Origin of the sequence: Streptomyces sp. NPDC086777 (assembly GCF_040702065.1) — a bacterium.
Classification (GTDB): domain Bacteria; phylum Actinomycetota; class Actinomycetes; order Streptomycetales; family Streptomycetaceae; genus Streptomyces.
In genome coordinates, this window is the sequence record NZ_JBFBJI010000067.1 from 1 (window position 1) to 17,807 (window position 17,807).

Consider the following 17,807-nt stretch of genomic DNA (forward strand, 5'->3'; position numbering starts at 1 on the left):
GCCACGGACGCGTGGGCGGAGGCGCCGGCCGCGACGTTCCAGCTGTTGCGGACGGCCTCCTCGCTGATCCGGCTGCCCCCGCACGGGGCGCGACGGCCGTCCGCGTTCCCGGACTCCGGCTCAGCCCACGTCGAAGGTGGCCGGGTCCGGGCCGATGCGCCGGTCCTCGTTGAGCGCGCTGATCGCCGCGAGGTCCTCGGTGTCCAGGCTGAAGTCGAACACCTGGATGTTCTCCTTGATCCGGGACGGGGTCACGGACTTCGGGATCACGACGTTGCCGAGCTGGACGTGCCAGCGCAGCACGACCTGGGCGGGGGTGCGGTTGTGCTTCTGGGCGATCGCGACGATCGCCGGCACCTCCAGCAGGCCCTTGCCCTGGCCGAGCGGTGACCAGGCCTCGGTGGCGATGCCCTGCTCCTCGTGGAACTCCCGGGCCGCGTGCTGCTGCAGGTGCGGGTGCAGCTCGATCTGGTTGACCGCCGGGATGACGGAGGTCTCCGCGATCAGCCGTTCCAGGTGCTCGGGAAGGAAGTTGGAGACGCCGATCGCCTTGACGCGGCCGTCCGCGTGCAGCTTCTCGAACGCCTTGTACGAGTCGATGTACTTGCCCCGGGCCGGCAGCGGCCAGTGGATCAGGTACAGGTCCAGGTAGTCCAGACCCAGCTTGGCCAGCGACGCGTCGAAGGCGCGCAGCGTGGCGTCGTACCCGTGGTCGGCGTTCCAGAGCTTGGTGGTGACGAAGATGTCCGCACGGGGTACGCCGGACGCGGCGATCGCCTTGCCGGTGCCCTCTTCGTTGCCGTAGATCGCCGCTGTGTCGATGCTGCGGTACCCGGCCTCCAGCGCCGTGGCGACGGCCCGCTCGGCCTCGTCGTCCGGCACCTGCCACACGCCGAAGCCCAGCTGGGGCATCTCCACGCCGTTGTTGAGGATTTTCGGGGGGACCTTGCTGCTCACGAGCTCTCGATCCTTAGGTTGTCGACAGGTGGTACTCCCATCGTCAACGATCACCGGCCCCGACGCATTCCTGACCGCGGAATCCGCCGGAACTGACCGCTGGGTCAGCCGCTGTGGGCGGAGATTGGCCGGAAATGCATCCGACGTTATGGGTCCGGACCATTGACCGGGGCCCGTCTCTGTCGAGACTCTGGTGCGCATCGTCGGACGTATCGATGAATCTGGTCCAGAGATGTGAACATCTCTGTGGGTTTCCCGATCGATCCTTATGAACGAGAAACCTCTCTCTGCACATTGAGACCCCCCGACCTCAGGAAAGCGGGTAACCACGCCATGAACGAGACGACCACCGAGGACCGCCGGCCGGCACCCGTCGCCCCACAGACATCGGATGACAAGGTCTGGCAGAGCCCCGGCTACCACATCGTGGAGACCGCCCTGGAAGTGACCGGCTACGCCCTCGGCGACCGCTGATCCGGCCCGGGCGGGCCACCATGACCGTCACCGTCAGCGCCGTCGACCCCGGGACGGACCCCGGCCCCTGGCCGGTCGCGGAGTTCACCGAACGGCTGCGCGCCGTCACGGCCGACCGCTACCACGACCGTCACCCCTTCAACCGGCGCATGCACCGGGGCGAGTTGAGCCCGGCCGAACTGCGCCGCTGGATCGCCAACCGGTTCCACTACCAGCGGCACATCCCCGTCAAGGACGCCCTGGTCCTCGCCAAACTGGACCGGCCCGAGCTGCGCCGTCCGTGGCTGCGCCGCATCCGCGACCACGACGGCACCGCCGACGGAGAGGGCGGCATCGAACGCTGGCTGCGCCTCGGCGAGGCGGCCGGCCTCCCGCGCGAGCAACTGTGGGACACCTCCCGGGTACTGCCCGGGGTGCGCTTCGCGGTCGAGGGGTACGTCACCTTCTGCCGCCTGCGCCCCGCCCTGGACGCGGTCGCCGCCTCCCTCACCGAACTGTCCGCACCCGGCCTGATGCGCACCCGCATCACCGCCTTCGAACGCCACTACCCGTGGATCGACCCGGCCGGACTCGGCTACTTCCGCACCCGCGTCGACCAGGGCGCCCGGGACGGCGCGGAGGCCCTCGCGCTGGTCCTGTCCTGGGCCCGCACCCGCGAGGAGCAGCACCGCGCCGTCGCCGCGCTCGCCTACAAGTGCGAGGTGCTCTGGGCGCTGCTCGACGCCGTGGACCGGGGGGACACCGGGGGCCCGGGCGAGGCCCCGGACGGAAGCGGGCCATGACCTGGCGGCCCGTCCTCGTCCGCTCGGCCGTGCTGCGCCACGACCGGGTCCGCGGCACCGACCTGTTGCTGCTGCCCGAGCGCGTCGTCGTGCTGCACGGCCGGGCGGGCGGCGTGCTCCGGCTGTGCGACGGCAGCCGGGCGGTGGCCGAGATCGTCGCCGAACTGTCCGAGGTGTTCCCGGGCGCCCCGGTCGCCACCGAGGTCCCGGAGTTCCTGACCGCGTCACGGAAGGAGGGATGGCTGCGATGACGACCGCGGAGCCGGGTGGACCCGCACCGCCCTGGGCACTGCTCGCCGAGCTCACCCACGCCTGTCCGCTCCGCTGCGGCTACTGCTCGAACCCCGTCCGACTGATCGGTCGGTCAGTGGAGCTGTCGACCGCGCAGTGGGCGGAGGTGTTCCGGCAGGCCGGTGAGCTGGGTGTCGTCCAGACCCATCTGTCCGGCGGCGAGCCGCTGCTCAGGCGCGATCTGCCCGAGCTGGTCGGCGCCGCGGACGCCGCCGGCCTGTACACCCAGCTCGTCACCAGCGGGCTCCGGCTGACCGAGCGGCGGCTGGACGGGCTGGCCGCGGCCGGGCTGCGCGCGGTGCAGCTGTCCGTGCAGCACGCGGAGCCGACGGCCGCCGAACGCATCGCCGGCGCCCGCTCGTTCGCGGCCAAGGAGCGCGCGGCCCGGCTGATCCGGGCGGCGGGCCTGCCCTTCGGCCTGAACGTCGTCCTGCACCGGGGGAACCTGGACGCCGTCGAGGACCTCATCGCGCTCGGCGTGGCCTGGGGCGCGGACCGGATCGAGCTGGCCAACACCCAGTACCACGGCTGGGCGGCCCGCAACCGAGCCGCCCTGCTGCCGCTGCCGGGACAGGTCGAGCGAGCCCGCGAGGCGGTCCTGCGCCTACGCCGGCGGCTGGACGAACCGGAGCTGGTCTGGGTCGCCCCCGACCTCCTCACCGGCACGGCGAAACCCTGCATGGGCGGCTGGGGCCGGATCTCGCTCACCGTCGCCCCCGACGGCACCGTCCTGCCCTGCCCGGCCGCCGCCACCCTGCCCGGCCTCGACCCGCCCAGCGTCAGGGACCGCCGACTCGCCTGGATCTGGCGGGAGTCGACGGCCTTCAACGCCTACCGGGGCGAGTCCTGGATGCGCGAGCCGTGCCGCGGCTGCGCCCTGCGCACCACCGACTTCGGCGGCTGCCGCTGCCAGGCGTACGCGCTCACCGGAGACGCCCGCAACACCGACCCCGCCTGCCGCCACGCCCCCGGCCACGGGCCGGCACCACTGCGCCGTACCTCCGCCGCCGCAGTCCCCAGACAAGCTCCCGGAGAAGCCTCCGGCGAATCTCCGAGGGAAGCCTCCGGCGAATCCCCCAGGGAAGCCCCGGGAGAAGCCCGGAGGGGCGCCTCCGGGCAAGCCCCGAGGGGCGCACCCGGACATGCCTCGAACGAAGCGCCGAACGAAGCCCCGAGCGACACCCCGAGTGAAGTCTCCCGCGGGGCCCTCGCCGAAGAAGGAGGACCATGAAACGCCTGCGGGCCGCCCTTGCGGCCGTCGCGCTCACCACCGCCACCCTGGCCGCGCTCCCCGCGGCCCTTCCCCCGCCCGCCGCCGCGCTTCCCGCGGCCGCCGCCGCGGCCAGGCCGGCCGCGGCCACCGACTGGTCCACCGCGGTCGTCGACTCGACCATGGCCCGCTACACCCCGAGCACCATCGGCGGCTGGTCCTACCCGGTCGGCCTCTACCTCTACGGCCAGTACCTCACCTACCGGCGCACCCACGACCCCCGCTACCTCACCTACATCAAGAACTACGTCGACCGGTTCGTGAAGAGCGACGGCTCCATCGACCAGTCCTTCAACAGCCTGGACAGCATGCAGGCGGGCCGGCTCCTGGTGATCCTGCACCACGAGACGGGCCAGGACCGCTACCGCAAGGCGGCCAAGAAGATCCGCGACCGTCTGAACACCTACCCGCGCACGAGCGACGGCGGCTTCTGGCACGCCGACACCAGCAGCCGCGCCCACCAACTCTGGGCGGACGGCGTCTACATGGTGAACCCGTTCCTCGTCGAGTACGGCAAGGAGTTCGGCGACAGCGCGTACACCGACGACGAGGCGGCGAAGCAGCTGTACGTCTACGGCAGTCATCTGCAGGTCGCGAACGGACTGCTCAAGCACGCCTACGACGAGTCGATGACCGCGAGCTGGGCCGATCCGCAGACCGGTCTCGCCCCCGAGCACTGGTGCCGGGCCGTCGGCTGGTACGCCATGGCGATCGTCAATGTCCTGGACGCCATCCCGGCGAACCAGGCCCGGCGTCCCCAACTCCTGTCCATCTTCCGGAAGCTGGCCGCCGGTCTGGAGAAGTACCAGGATCCGGCGACCGGGCGCTGGTTCCAGGTGATGGACAAAGGCGACCGGTCCGACGACTGGACCGAGACCTCCTGCTCCAGCATGTTCACCTACGCCCTCTCCCGCGGCGTCCAGCAGGGCTACCTCGACCCGCACTACGCCGCCGTCGCGCACCGCGGCTACCAGGGCGTGCTGGCGAAGCTCTCGGTCGGCTCCGACGGCCGCACCGACCTCGCCGACATCTCCGTCGGCACCAACGTCGGCGACTACGCGTACTACATCGCACGTGACCGGGCCACCAACGACTTCCACGGTCTGGGCGCCTTCCTGATCATGAACGAACAACTGCGAGGTGATTAATGTCATGAACACATCCAGAAGGGCACTGCTGGGCGCGGCGGCCGCGGGCGCGGCCGGAGCGGCGCTGGGACTGCCCGCCACCGCCCACGCCGCGTCCTGGCAGCAGAAGTGGGCCCCCTCCGCGAGCAGCGACGGTCTCGGCGCCTTCGAGACGGTCGAGGACGACCGCGCCGACTCCCACCCCGCCGGGCATCCGCACATCTTCGCCACCGGCAGCAACTGGCGCTTCAACATGCACATGGTGGACCGGGACACCTCGACCGACCGGCAGCGCCAGGAGGTCACGGGTCTGCGCACGAGTTCCAGCAGCTACCTCAAGTGGAACGAGGGCCAGACCTGGCGGATCACCTACTCGATGTACATCCCGAGCTCGCTGAAGGCGACCACCACCTTCACCCACATCATGCAGATGAAGCAGCCCGGCAGCGGCACCTCGCCGATCGTCACGCAGTCGCTGCGCCGGGTGAACGGCAAGCAGACCATCGAGCTGAACCTCGCCACCGACGGGATCATCGTCGGCCGCACCGACCTCGACCCGCTGCACGACACGTGGACCGACGTCGACTTCCAGATCAAGGTCGGCAACGGCTCGGCGGGCTCCGTCCGCTGGATCCTCAAGTCCGGAGGCTCGACGGTGATCGACAAGTCGAAGACCGGCGTCGACACCTTCCTCGCCGACCGGGTGCGCCCGAAGTGGGGCATCTACCGCTCGCTCGGTGACACCTCCGGCTCCCTGCAGGACACCTACCTCCTGCTCACCAACCTCCGTGGCTACCAACTGGTGTGAGGAGACGCCACATGAAACCCCCCACCGGTCCAGGCCGCCGAGCGGCGGCCGTCGTCCTCTTCGTGGTGGCCGTGGTCCTCGGCCTCACCCACCCCGCGGCCCTCGCCGCCCCGCACACCGCCGCCCGTGCCGCCGCCGTCTACGACGTGCGCGACTACGGCGCCAAGGGTGACGGCTCCACCAACGAGAGCCCGGCCATCGACAAGGCCATCACGGCCGCGAACGCGGCCGGCGGCGGCACCGTCCGGTTCACGGCCGGCACCTACAAGTCCAAGAACACCCTCCACATGAAGAGCCATGTGACGCTCCAGCTCGACAAGGGCGCCACCCTCCAGGGCTCCAGTGCGGACACCTACGACAAGGCCGAGTCCAACCCGTACGACTCCTACCAGGACTACGGCCACAGCCACTTCCACGACGCGATGATCTACGGCGACAAGCTCACCGACATCGGCTTCGTCGGCCAGGGCGTCATCGACGGCGCGGGCAACCTGATCACCGGCAACCCGAAGACCGGCGAGGCCGACAAGATCATCTCGCTGACCCGGTGCGACGGCCTCCGGATCGGGGACGGCCTCACGCTGCGCCGCGGCGGCCACTTCGCGGCCCTCATCAACGGCTGCACCGACGTGACCTCCGATCACCTGACCATCGACACCGCGAGCGACCGCGACGGCTGGAACGTCATCTCCACCACCAACGCGACGATCACCAACGCCACCATCCACGCCAACGACGACGCCCTGGTCTTCAAGAGCGACTACGCCCTCGGCGCCAAGCTGCCCAACGGGCACGTGCGGGTGAGCGATTCGCTGCTCGGCGCCAAGTGCTGCAACGCCCTGATGTTCGGCTCGGAGACCTGCGGCGACTTCTCGGACTACCAGTTCGAGAACATCCGCATCGACGGCGCCGACAAGTCCGGTCTCGGCATGGTCTCCATGGACGGCTCGAAGATCTCCGACGTCCACTACCGCGACATCACGATGACGAACGTGCACTCGCCGATCATGGAGAAGATCGGCACCCGTAAACGCTGCGGCAACAGCCCGGGTGTCGGGTCGATCAGCAATGTCACGTACGACAACATCACCGCCACCGGCAACAGCCCCTCCTTCAGCCCGACCCTGTGGGGCGAGTCCGGTCACCGCATCAACGGCGTCACCTTCGACAACGTCAACATCACGGTCCCCGGCGGCAACGGCACCATGTCCACGGGTGTGCCGAGCAACGACCCCAGCGACTACAACCCCAAGGCCATCGGCACCCGGCCCGCCTACGGCTGGTACCTGCACAACGCCGACGACGTCCAGTTCACCGACAGCTCGGTCAAGTTCGCCTCGAACGACGGCCGGCCCGCGTTCATCGCCAACGCGGCCAGCGGCATCCGGCTCACCCGGTTCACCGCGCAGAAGGGCAGCGACTCGCCCTTCGACGTCGGCTTCCAGGACGTCACCGGCGGCTGCCTGACGGACAGCCACAACACCTCCGGCGGCGCCCTGCGGGTCTCGGGAAGCCAGGACTGCGGCAGTAGTGCGGCGGTGAGGCCGCTCGATCTGGAGAACCCCCGCCAGGACTTCCTCCGCGCCTCCGTCGGCGGCCTGTTCCTGCACTGGGGCCTGCGCACCGCACCGGCCCACACCAGCTGCACCGCCTGGGAGAACGACGTCACGAACGGGGGCTGGACCCCCGACTACTGGGTGAAGGAGGCCCAGAAGCTGCACACGCAGTACCTGGTCCTCGCCACCTTCCACAGTCGCCTCGGCTACGCCCGCCCCTGGCCGTCCAAGATCCCCGGCTCCTGCTCCACCAAGCGGGACTTCCTCGGCGAGCTGATCACGGCCGCCAAGGCCCAGGGCATGAAGGTCATCCTCTACATGACCAACGACCCCCAGTGGCACGACGAGGGCGGCCACGAGTGGCTCGACTCGGCCGCGTACTCCGCCTACAAGGGCAAGAACGTCGACCTGACCACCAACGACGGCTTCGGTCAGTTCAGTTACGACAACTTCTTCGAGGTCATGGACCGCTATCCCGACCTCGGCGGCTTCTGGATCGACAACGACAACTCCTACTGGGAGAGCCACAACCTCTACCAGCAGATCTACGACAAGCGCCCGAACTACACGCTCAGCAACAACAACGAAGACACGCCGATCATGGACATGATCAGCAATGAGCAGAAGACGGGCATGACGCCGTCCTACGACTACCCCCAGGCGGTCTACACCGCCCAGCCCCGCCTGACCGAGGCCGACTTCAAGCTGCCCTCGACCGGCGCCTGGTGGTACGACGGTTCCGACCCGTCCGTGGACAAGATGCTCACCCTCGGCCGCCTCGTCACCAACGTCGGCTCCTCGGTGAAGGCCCTGATGGCCGAGACCGCCCAGGTCAACGGGAAGTTCCCGTCGAACCAGGCCGCCTTCAACAACTTCGCCGACTCCTACCTCGACCCCGTCTGGGAGTCGTTGCACGGCACCGAGGGCGGCGGCTACATGTACGGCGGCCTCAAGCCCGGCGCCTGGAACGACGGCGCGTACGGGGTGACGACCATCGCCAAGGACGACCCGAACCGGCAGTACATCCACGTCCTGACCCCGCCCAGCACCAGCATGCTGCGCGTGCGGGACAACGGCTACCGCATCGCCTCCGTCACCAACCTCCGCACCGGAGCGGCCGTTTCGTGGTCGCAGTCCGGCGGCGTGCTCACCCTGAACGGGCTCGGCGACTGGGACCCGTACGACACGGTCTTCAAGGTCACGACGGCCGGCCGCCAGGGCATCCTCACCGGCGTCAAGGTCAGCGCGAGCGCCTCCGCGAGCGGGCACGCCGCGTCGGCGGCCGGTGACGGCGACTACCTCACCTACTGGGACGACGACAAGACGCTGCCGGTGAACCTCACCTTCGACCTCGGCTCGGCCAAGAAGGTGCAGTACATCGGGCTCAACCAGCGCGAGGACTCCGTGGCCTACGCCCGCTCGGACACCGAGCAGTCCGCCCGGATCAAGGACTACAAGGTGTACGTCAGCAACGACGGCACCAACTGGGGGAGCGCGGTCAAGACCGGCCAGCTGCCCAGTCGCCGGGGCATCCAGGGCATCGACCTGACCGCGTCCAACGCCCGCTACGTCCGGCTGGAGGTCGACACCACCTGGGCCGCCTCCAGCGACACCACCCGCTACAGGCGACTGCGCCTCGACGAGGCGTGGATCGGCACGTCGTACGCCACACCCGCGAACGGGGGACAGTCATGATCCGGGTCAGACCGCTCACGGCCGCGGCGGCGGGCCTGCTGCTCGCCGCGGCGTTGCCGCTCGTGGGCACCGCCCATCCGGCGGCCGCCTCCGACAACGGCCAGTCCGCACGGCCCGCCATGGGCTGGTCCAGCTGGAGCTTCGTGCGCCGCACGCCGACCGAGGCGAAGATCAAGGCGCAGGCCGACGCGCTGGTCTCCAGCGGCCTGAAGGACCACGGCTTCGTCTACGTCAACCTCGACGACTTCTGGCAGAAGTGCGACTCCAACGGCTTCTCCGTGGACGGCTACGGCCGCTGGGCCGTCGACACCAGCAAGTTCCCGGACGGCATCAAGGGGGTGGCCGACTACGTCCACTCCAAGGGCCTGAAGTTCGGCTTCTACGTCACCCCCGGCATCGCGAAGAACGCCGTCACCAAGAACACGCCGATCGAGGGCACCTCGTACCACGCGAAGGACATCGCGGACACGTCCACGACCGAGAAGAACTACAACTGCAAGAACATGTACGCCATCGACTACTCCAAGCCGGGCGCGCAGGACTTCGTCAACTCCTGGGCCAAGCAGTTCGCGTCCTGGGGGGTCGACTACCTGAAGATCGACGGGGTGGGCAGCGCCGACATCCCCGACGTCCAGGCCTGGGACAAGGCGCTGCGGGCCAGTGGACGGCCCATCAACTTCGCCCTGTCCAACAACCTGCCGATCGCCGACGCCGCCACCTGGCGGAAGCTGGCGAACAGCTGGCGCACCCAGGGTGACGTCGAGTGCTACTGCGGGCCCGGGAGCAACGGCAGCGGCTATCCGCTGACCGACTGGTCCCACGTCTCCAAGCGCTTCGACTCGGCCGCCTCCTGGCAGCCGTACGCCGGCCCCGGCGGCTGGAACGACCTGGACTCGCTGGAGATCGGCAACGGCGACCAGGTGGGCCTGACGGCGGACCAGCGCCGCTCGCACTTCACGCTCTGGTCGATGGCGGCGGCCCCGCTGCTGCTCGGCACCGACCTCACGCAACTGGACCCCGTCGACAAGGCGATGCTGACCAACGACCGGCTGATCGGCGTCGACCAGGACGGCGTCGCCGCGAAGCGGATCGTGAACAGCGGTGTCAACCAGGTCTGGAGCAAGAAGGAGAGCGACGGGCAGTACGTCGTGGCCCTGTTCAACACCGGGACCTCGGCCAACGCGACGGTGAGCGTGAACTGGTCGCAGGTCGGCTTCAGCGGCTCGGGCGACGTGACCGACCTCTGGTCCGGATCCCACAAGGGCGTGATCGCCGACTCCTACAGCGCGACCCTGCGTCCGGGCGAGACCAGGCTCATCCGGGTCAAGCCCGTCAACTCCTCCAAGATGGCGGCCGCTTCGCCCGGATTCGCCGTGGCCCCCTACGAATACCTCGGCTGGGGCAGCCCCCAGAACCCGACCTCCGTGATGTCGGCGACCGGCGTCAAGTGGTTCACGCTCGCCTTCATCCTCTCCGACGGCACCTGCAACCCGAAGTGGGACGGCTCCCGCCCGCTGACCGGAGGCAGCGACCAGTCCACCATCAACGCGATCAGAGCGGCGGGCGGTGACGTCGTCGTCTCCGTCGGCGGCTGGAGCGGGAACAAGCTCGGCGAGAAGTGCTCCAGCGCCTCCGCGCTCGCCGGCGCCTACCAGAAGGTGATCAGCGCCTACAAGCTGAAGGCGCTCGACATCGACATCGAGAACACCGAGTGGTCCAACGCGACCGTGCGGCAGCGAGTCGTCGACGCGCTGAAGACGGTGAAGGCGAACAACCCGGGCCTGAAGACCGTCATCACCTTCGGTACCACCTCCAGCGGCCCCGACTCCACCGGCACCGACATGATCAAGCGGGCCGCGAACTCCGGTCTGGCGAACGACGTCTGGTGCATCATGCCGTTCGACTTCGGCGGCGGCACCACCAACATGGGCAGCCTCACCACCAAGGCCATGGAAGGCCTCAAAGCGCAGGTGAAGTCGGCGTACGGCTACAGCGACGCCACCGCCTACACGCACATCGGGCTGTCGTCGATGAACGGCAGGACCGACGACTCCGGTGAGCGGGTCAGGGTGGCCGACTTCAGGACCATGCTCGCCTACGCCCAGCAGCACCACATCGGGCGGCTCACCTACTGGGCCGTCAACCGCGACCGGGCCTGCGGCTCGGGCACCGACGGCGACGCCTGCAGTGGCGTGACGCAGCAGCCGTACGACTACCTCAAGGTCTTCACCCAGTACACGGGCTGAGGGGAACTTCCGTGAACATCAGAAGAGTTCTGCCGTACGGCGTCGCGGCGGCCCTGGCGCTGCCGCTCGCCGGACTCGGCCAGGGCACCGCGCTGGCCGCCACCGACTACCAGGCCGAGGACGCGACGGTCTCCCAGGGCACCGTCGCCACCAACCACACCGGGTACACCGGCACCGGATTCGTCGACTACACCAACGTCAAGGGCTCCTACGTGGAGTTCACGGTGAGTGCGGCCTCCGCCGGCACCTCCGCCCTCACCCTGCGCTACGCCAACGGGACCTCCACCGACCGGCCGATGGACATCTCCGTCAACGGCACGGTCGTCGCCTCCGGGGTGTCCTTCCCGGCCTCCGCCGACTGGAACACCTGGGTCACCAAGACCGTCGACGTCCCGCTGAGCGCCGGCACCGACAAGATCAGGGCCACCGCCACCACCGCCGACGGCGGCCCCAACCTCGACCGCGTCAGCCTCGACGCGGCCGCCGACACCCAGGCCCCGACCCGCCCCGGGCAGCCCAGCTGCTCGGACATCGGCGAGAACGCGCTCACCCTGGCCTGGGGCGCGGCCACGGACAACGTGGGCGTGAGCGCGTACGACATCTACGAGCACGGCAACAAGATCAGCGAGGCGCCGGGGAGCTCGACCTCCAAGGCACTGACCGGACTCACCCCCAACACCGACTACAACCTCACGGTGATCGCCCGCGACGCGGCCGGCAACACCTCGCCCGCCAGCCCGGTCGTCGACTGCACCACCAAGCCCAGCTCCGACGCCACCCCGCCGAGCAAGCCGGGCACGCTGTCCGCGAGCAACGTGACCGCGAACAGCGCCGACCTCAAGTGGGGCGCCTCGACCGACGACAGGGCGGTCGTCGCCTACGACGTGCGCAGCGACACCACCGTCTACGACACGGTCACCAGCGGCACGTCCACCACCCTCACCGGGCTCGCCTGCGACAGCCCCTACACCCTCGACGTCGTCGCCCGGGACGCGGCCGGGAACGTCTCCCAGCCCAGCAACGCCGTCACCTTCACCACCAAGGCGTGCGCCACCGACGGCGGCACGCCCTCCTCCATCGCCACGCTCTCCAGCGGCTGGACCATCCCCTGGGGCACCTACTGGATGCCCGACGGGAAGACCGCGCTGGTCACCGAGCGGGACGACTTCCGGGTCTGGAAGGTGACCAAGGACGGCACCCGGACCCAGGTCGGGACCGTCCCGAACGCCGTCACCACCAACGGCGAGGGCGGTCTGCTCGGCGTCGCCGTCGACCCCAAGTGGGACACGAACCACTACGTCTACTTCATGCACACCGCCGACGAGGGCAACCGGGTCGTGCGCATGACCTACGACGGGACCGGGCTCAGCGACTACAAGATCCTGCTCCAGGGCATCAAGAAGAACCGCTACCACAACGGAGGACGGCTCCTCTTCGGCCCCGACGGCTACCTCTACGTCTCCACCGGGGAGGCCCAGACCCCCGACCTCGCCCAGGACAAGAACTCCCTCAACGGCAAGATCCTGCGGATGACGACGGACGGCAAGCCGGCCCCCGGCAACCCGTTCGGCAACTACGTCTACAGCCTCGGCCACCGCAACCCGCAGGGCCTCGCCTTCGACCGCAACGGGCGGCTCTGGGAGGCCGAGTTCGGCAACAGCTCCAAGGACGAGCTGAACCTCATCAAGCCGGGCGCCAACTACGGCTGGCCGACCTGCGAGGGCACCTGCTCGGTCGCCGGGATGACCAACCCCAAGGCCACCTGGAGCGTCTCCGAGGCGTCCCCGAGCGGCATCGCCATCGTCCGCAACGTCGTCTACATGGCCTCGCTGCGCGGCGAACGGCTCTGGCGCATCCCGATCAACGGCGACACCGAGAACGTCGGCACCCCTTCGGCGTACTACGTGGGAACGTACGGCCGGCTGCGGACCGTGACCAAGGTGCCGGGCGCCGACCAGCTGTGGCTGTCCACCACCAACTGCGACAACAACGGAAACGAACCGGACGGATCCGACAAGATCTTCCGGGTCAACATCAGCTGACAGAAGGAGGTTGACGGACCGTCAGGCCCGGTACAGGGCCTCGACCTCGTTGGCGTAGGCGTTCTCGATCGCCTTGCGCTTCAGCTTCAGCGACGGGGTCAGCAAGCCGTGTTCCTCGGTGAACGGCTGGGCGAGGATACGGAACGTACGGATCGACTCGGCCTGCGAGACCAGGGTGTTGGCGGCCACCACCGCGCGCCGCACCTCGGTCTCCAGGTCGGCGTCCCGCACCAGCTGGGCGGCGGACATCTGGGGCTTGCCGCGCATGGTGAGCCAGTGCTCGACGGCCTCGGTGTCGAGGGTGACCAGGGCCGCGATGTAGGGGCGGTCGTTGCCGACGACGATGCACTGGTTGACCAGCGGATGATCGCGGACCCGCTCCTCCAGCACGCCGGGGGAGACGCTCTTGCCGCCGGAGGTCACCAGGATCTCCTTCTTGCGGCCGGTGATCGTCAGGTAGCCGTCCTCATCGAGGGAGCCCAGGTCGCCGGTGGCCAGCCAGCCGTCGTGCAGGGTGGCGTCGGTGGCCTTCTGGTTGTTCAGGTAGCCCTGGAAGACGTTGCCGCCGTGCAGCCAGATCTCCCCGTCGTCCGCGATGTGCACGGTGGTGCCCGGGATGGCCTGGCCGACCGTGCCGTACCGGGTGCGCTCGGGCGGGTTGGCGGTCGCCGCCGCCGTCGACTCGGTCAGGCCGTAGCCCTCGTAGATCTGCACGCCCGCGCCGGCGAAGAACAGGCCGAGCCGGCGGTCCATCGCCGAGCCGCCGGACATGGCGTTGCGGATCCTGCCGCCCATCGCCGTGCGCACCTTGGCGTAGACGAGCTTGTCGAAGAGCTGGTGCTGCATGCGCAGCGACGCCGACGGGCCGGGACCGGTGCCCCACGCCTTCGCCTCCACGGCGTCCGCGTACTTCACCGCGATCTCGACCGCCTTCTCGAACGGGCCGCCCTTGCCCTCCTTCTCCGCCTTGCGCCGCGCCGCGTTGAACACCTTCTCGAAGATGTACGGCACGGCCAGGATGAACGTCGGCCGGAACGCGGCCAGGTCGGGCAGCAGCGCCGCCGCGTGCAGCTGCGGCTGGTGGCCGAAGCGGACCCCGTGCCGGATCGCCGCCACCTCCACCATGCGGCCGAAGACGTGCGCCAGCGGCAGGAAGAGCAGGGTGGAGACCTCCTCGCCCCTCTTCGCGCGGAACACCGACTCCCAGCGGGCCACGACCGTGTCCGCCTCGTACATGAAGTTCCCGTGCGACAGGACACAGCCCTTCGGGCGGCCCGTGGTGCCCGAGGTGTAGATGATCGTGGCCACCGACTCGGGCGTGACCGCCTGCCGGTGCCGCCGGACCACCTCGTCGTCGAGGTGCGCGCCCGCGTCGTACAGCTCCTGCACCGCGCCCTCGTCCAGCTGCCACAGCTGGCGCAGCTGCGGCAGCCGGTCGATGACGGTGGCGATGGTCATCGCGTGGTCCTCGTGCTCCACGACCGCCGCCGTGCACTCGGCGTCGTACAGCATCCAGAAGCACTGCTCGGCCGACGAGGTCGGGTAGACCGGCACCACCTGGGCGCCGATGGTCCACAGCGCGAAGTCGAACAGGGTCCACTCGTAGCGGGTGCGGGACATGATCGCGACCCGGTCGCCGAACCGGATGCCGCGGGCGAGGAGTCCCTTGGCGAGGGCGAGGACCTCGTCGCGGAACTCGGCGGCGGTCACGTCACGCCACTGGCCGAGCTCGTCCTTGCGGCCCAGCGCGACGTGCAGCGGGTCCGTCCGGGCACGCTCGAACACGCTGTCGGCCAGACCGCCGACCGGCGGCGCCGACGCCAACGGCGGGTTGGTGAACTCGCGCAAACCCCGCTCCCCGCTCCTCGCTCCACAGTGACGGTAGTAGTGACGGTCCGCTCAGCGCCGTGAAAGCTACCCCACCGCAAGACCGATCGGGAGGGGGTGCGAAAACGAGCATTGCTCTCGTATGACCGCACTCACGTCTGGAAAATACGCCCACATGGGGAAGGGCCGGACAGAATCCTTACGGTTCAGTAAGTTCCGGCTCCGTAATCTCCACCGAATCTGTACGACCCGATTACGGCCCCCGGCCGGTTACCCGCCGGTCAGGTGCGGGCGCCGCGGCGCCCCCTGATGACTGCGCCGGGGCGGCCGATTTCGTCACTCCGCCCGGGTGCGGTTCAGGGATGCCGGAGCTGTCATCCGACACGCTCGACCCGGTGGACGTGCGCCTGCTCGGCGCACTGGCGGCAGACGGCCGCGCCCCCTCCGGCCGGATCGCCGACGCGCTCGCCGGGCGCCCCGACACCGCTCGGACCCTTGTGAGAGTGCGGGCCGCCGGGGGCTTGTCGGGCAGTTCCCCGCGCCCCTGAGGGGGCGCCGCTGCTAGGGGCGTCGCAAGCGGGCTCCGCCGGCCAGGATCGCCGCTGCCAGGGCATCTGCCGCGCCCTGTGCCGGTGAGCGTCTCGGGCCGTGCACCAGGACGAAGTCGACCTTGCCCAGTTCCGGGAGGCCCGCCCGGTCCGGGACGCGGAACAGGCCCGGGGGGATCAGGCCCTTCGAATGGGCCATCACGCCGAGGCCGGCCCGGGCCGCCGCGAGCAGGCCGTTGAGGCTGCCGCTCGTGCAGGCGATCCGCCAGTCGCGGCCCTGGCGCTCCAGCGCCTCCAGGGCCAGCGCGCGGGTGATGCCCGGCGGCGGATAGACGATCAGCGGGACCGGGCGCGCGGGGTCAAGGCGGAGCCGTTCCGCGCCGATCCACACCAGGTCGTCGTGCCAGACCAGCTCGCCCAGCGGGTCCTCGGGGCGCCGCTTGGCCAGGACCAGATCCAGCTTCCCGGCGGCCAGCTGCTCGTGCAGGGTGCCCGAGAGCTCCACCGTCAGTTCGAGGTCCACCTCGGGGTGGTCGTTGCGGAAGCCCTCCAGGATCTCCGGCAGCCGGGTCAGGACGAAGTCCTCCGACGCGCCGAAGCGGAGCCGGCCGCGGACCCGGGTACCCGTGAAGAAGGCCGCCGCCTGCTCGTGCACCTCCAGGATCCGGCGGGCGAACCCGAGCATCGCCTCGCCGTCCTCGGTCAGCTCCACGGAGTGCGTGTCCCGGGAGAACAGCTGGCGGCCGGCCGCCTCCTCCAGGCGGCGCACGTGCTGGCTCACCGTGGACTGGCGCAGCCCGAGCCGCCGGGCGGCCTGGGTGAAGCTGAGCGTCTGGGCCACCGCCAGGAAGGTGCGGAGCTGCGAAGGGTCGTACACTCGGACATGTTATCGCGGAACGCGATGGCAGTCAGAGTGGTATACCGGATTCCCGATCAAGTGTCGGAGGAGGACGATGGAGGGGGCCCTTCCGGGCCCGGGCGAGAACCCGGCCGTATCCGCCGCCACGGCACCCTGACCGACCCGCAAGTGGAGCACCGTGAAACGCCTCAGCCCGCCCAGTCGGATGCCGATCGACCCGTACGTCCTGCTGTTGCTCGGGACGGTGTGCCTCGCCGCGCTCCTTCCGGCCCGGGACACGGACGCCGACGTGGCCTCCGGCGCCTCCACGGCCGCGATCGCCTTCCTCTTCTTCCTGTACGGGGCGCGCCTGTCCACCCGCGAGGCCGTCGACGGGCTGCGGCACTGGCGGCTCCACGTCACGGTTCTCGTCTGCACCTTCGTGGTCTTCCCGGTGCTCGGCCTGGCGGCCCGCGGTCTGGTGCCGGTCCTGCTCACCCATCCGCTCTACCAGGGACTCCTCTTCCTGACCCTGGTGCCCTCCACCATCCAGTCCTCGATCGCCTTCACCTCCATCGCCCGCGGCAACGTGCCCGCCGCGATCTGCGCGGGGTCCTTCTCCTCGCTGATCGGCATCGTCCTCACACCGCTGCTCGCCGCCGCACTGCTCGGCAACAGCGGGGGCGGGTTCTCCGCCGACTCGATGGTGAAGATCGTGCTCCAACTGCTGGTGCCGTTCGTCGCCGGGCAGCTGCTGCGCCGCTGGATCGGGGACTTCATCACCCGGCACAAGCGGATCCTCGGCCTCGTCGACCGCGGCTCCATCCTGCTCGTCGTCTACACCGCCTTCAGCGAGGGCATGGTCCGGGGCATCTGGCACCAGGTCAGCGTGGTCCGGCTGGCCGGACTCCTCGCCGTCGAGGCCGTGCTGCTCGCCGTGATGCTCCTGCTGACCTGGTACGGCGCCAAGGCGCTCGGCTTCGGCCGCGGGGACCGCATCGCCATCCAGTTCGCCGGGTCGAAGAAGTCCCTGGCCTCCGGGCTCCCGATGGCCAGCGTCCTGTTCGGCGCCCACGCCTCGCTGGCCGTGCTGCCGTTGATGCTCTTCCACCAGATGCAGCTCATGGTGTGCGCGGTCATCGCCAAACGCCGCGCCCACGACCCCGAGGCCCTGGAGGAGGCCGAAGCCCCGGCGGCCCCGGCGGCGGAGTCACGGGCCGCGGTCGGCACGGGCCCGCTCCGCCGCTGAGCCCCGCCCCGGCCCGGCGGGCGCCGGCCGGCCCCCGGCCGGCCGCCGAACGCGAGCGGTTCACGGGCCTGTTGATCCGGATTTCCGGTACGGACGG

Annotated in this window: 14 protein-coding genes; 11 read left to right on the forward strand and 3 right to left on the reverse strand. The window is 69.8% G+C overall.

The annotated features are described in order from the left end of the window. Positions 1–120 precede the first annotated feature (120 nt). Complete coding sequence (locus AB0472_RS44355; protein WP_366365230.1) at positions 121–957, reverse strand: aldo/keto reductase; 837 nt, start codon at positions 955–957, stop codon at positions 121–123. Between the two features lie 333 nt (positions 958–1,290). On the opposite strand from AB0472_RS44355, the gene AB0472_RS44360 reads away from it, so the two are divergent. Genes AB0472_RS44360 through AB0472_RS44400 form a run of 9 tightly spaced genes read left to right on the forward strand, consistent with a single transcriptional unit; the run spans position 1,291 to position 13,248 of the window. After that, the gene (locus tag AB0472_RS44360) at positions 1,291–1,431 is read left to right on the forward strand and encodes a pyrroloquinoline quinone precursor peptide PqqA (protein ID WP_366365231.1); all 141 of its coding nucleotides are present in this window, start codon (positions 1,291–1,293) and stop codon (positions 1,429–1,431) included. A gap of 20 nt (positions 1,432–1,451) precedes the next feature. Further along, positions 1,452–2,213, forward strand: coding sequence for a pyrroloquinoline-quinone synthase PqqC (gene pqqC / locus AB0472_RS44365; RefSeq protein ID WP_366365232.1), 762 nt, complete (start codon positions 1,452–1,454; stop codon positions 2,211–2,213). Further along, on the forward strand, positions 2,210–2,464 hold the full coding sequence (gene pqqD, locus AB0472_RS44370; protein WP_366365234.1) for a pyrroloquinoline quinone biosynthesis peptide chaperone PqqD: 255 nt from the start codon (positions 2,210–2,212) through the stop codon (positions 2,462–2,464). Before pqqC ends, pqqD begins: the two co-directional genes overlap by 4 nt. Next, complete coding sequence (pqqE, locus tag AB0472_RS44375; RefSeq protein ID WP_366365267.1) at positions 2,461–3,735, forward strand: pyrroloquinoline quinone biosynthesis protein PqqE; 1,275 nt, start codon at positions 2,461–2,463, stop codon at positions 3,733–3,735. Before pqqD ends, pqqE begins: the two co-directional genes overlap by 4 nt. Continuing rightward, positions 3,732–4,922 (forward strand): glycoside hydrolase family 88 protein, encoded by a 1,191-nt coding sequence (locus tag AB0472_RS44380; protein WP_366365235.1) that lies wholly within the window; start codon positions 3,732–3,734, stop codon positions 4,920–4,922. Before pqqE ends, AB0472_RS44380 begins: the two co-directional genes overlap by 4 nt. Before the next feature lie 4 nt (positions 4,923–4,926). Further along, positions 4,927–5,709: a heparin lyase I family protein gene (locus tag AB0472_RS44385; RefSeq protein WP_366365236.1), complete on the forward strand. Its 783-nt coding sequence runs from the start codon at positions 4,927–4,929 to the stop codon at positions 5,707–5,709. An 11-nt stretch (positions 5,710–5,720) separates the two neighbouring features. Next, positions 5,721–8,960, forward strand: coding sequence for a glycosyl hydrolase family 28 protein (locus AB0472_RS44390; RefSeq protein WP_366365237.1), 3,240 nt, complete (start codon positions 5,721–5,723; stop codon positions 8,958–8,960). Next, positions 8,957–11,206 (forward strand): alpha-galactosidase, encoded by a 2,250-nt coding sequence (locus tag AB0472_RS44395; RefSeq protein ID WP_366365238.1) that lies wholly within the window; start codon positions 8,957–8,959, stop codon positions 11,204–11,206. The genes AB0472_RS44390 and AB0472_RS44395 overlap by 4 nt, the downstream gene beginning before the upstream one ends. An 11-nt stretch (positions 11,207–11,217) precedes the next feature. Beyond that, positions 11,218–13,248 (forward strand): PQQ-dependent sugar dehydrogenase, encoded by a 2,031-nt coding sequence (locus AB0472_RS44400; RefSeq protein ID WP_366365240.1) that lies wholly within the window; start codon positions 11,218–11,220, stop codon positions 13,246–13,248. 21 nt (positions 13,249–13,269) lie between these two features. Here the strand turns inward: AB0472_RS44400 and AB0472_RS44405 are convergent, their stop codons facing one another. Further along, positions 13,270–15,096: a long-chain fatty acid--CoA ligase gene (locus AB0472_RS44405; protein WP_366365242.1), complete on the reverse strand. Its 1,827-nt coding sequence runs from the start codon at positions 15,094–15,096 to the stop codon at positions 13,270–13,272. A gap of 341 nt (positions 15,097–15,437) precedes the next feature. Between AB0472_RS44405 and AB0472_RS44410 the strand changes: the two genes are divergently transcribed. After that, positions 15,438–15,623 (forward strand): hypothetical protein, encoded by a 186-nt coding sequence (locus tag AB0472_RS44410; RefSeq protein WP_366365244.1) that lies wholly within the window; start codon positions 15,438–15,440, stop codon positions 15,621–15,623. A 13-nt stretch (positions 15,624–15,636) separates the two neighbouring features. Here the strand turns inward: AB0472_RS44410 and AB0472_RS44415 are convergent, their stop codons facing one another. After that, on the reverse strand, positions 15,637–16,500 hold the full coding sequence (locus AB0472_RS44415; protein ID WP_366365246.1) for a LysR substrate-binding domain-containing protein: 864 nt from the start codon (positions 16,498–16,500) through the stop codon (positions 15,637–15,639). A gap of 160 nt (positions 16,501–16,660) precedes the next feature. On the opposite strand from AB0472_RS44415, the gene AB0472_RS44420 reads away from it, so the two are divergent. Beyond that, positions 16,661–17,710, forward strand: a complete 1,050-nt coding sequence (locus tag AB0472_RS44420; protein WP_366365247.1) for a bile acid:sodium symporter family protein — start codon at positions 16,661–16,663, stop codon at positions 17,708–17,710. The last annotated feature ends 97 nt before the right edge of the window (positions 17,711–17,807 follow it).

Excerpts from the sequence above, each read along its gene's own strand:
- AB0472_RS44395 (WP_366365238.1), top strand. The coding sequence starts at position 8,957 with ATGATCCGGGTCAGACCGCTCACGGCCGCGGCGGCGGGCCTGCTGCTC.
- pqqD (WP_366365234.1), top strand. The coding sequence starts at position 2,210 with ATGACCTGGCGGCCCGTCCTCGTCCGCTCGGCCGTGCTGCGCCACGAC.
- AB0472_RS44385 (WP_366365236.1), top strand. The coding sequence starts at position 4,927 with ATGAACACATCCAGAAGGGCACTGCTGGGCGCGGCGGCCGCGGGCGCG.
- AB0472_RS44380 (WP_366365235.1), top strand. The coding sequence starts at position 3,732 with ATGAAACGCCTGCGGGCCGCCCTTGCGGCCGTCGCGCTCACCACCGCC.
- pqqC (WP_366365232.1), top strand. The coding sequence starts at position 1,452 with ATGACCGTCACCGTCAGCGCCGTCGACCCCGGGACGGACCCCGGCCCC.
- AB0472_RS44360 (WP_366365231.1), top strand. The coding sequence starts at position 1,291 with ATGAACGAGACGACCACCGAGGACCGCCGGCCGGCACCCGTCGCCCCA.
- AB0472_RS44410 (WP_366365244.1), top strand. The coding sequence starts at position 15,438 with ATGCCGGAGCTGTCATCCGACACGCTCGACCCGGTGGACGTGCGCCTG.
- pqqE (WP_366365267.1), top strand. The coding sequence starts at position 2,461 with ATGACGACCGCGGAGCCGGGTGGACCCGCACCGCCCTGGGCACTGCTC.
- AB0472_RS44390 (WP_366365237.1), top strand. The coding sequence starts at position 5,721 with ATGAAACCCCCCACCGGTCCAGGCCGCCGAGCGGCGGCCGTCGTCCTC.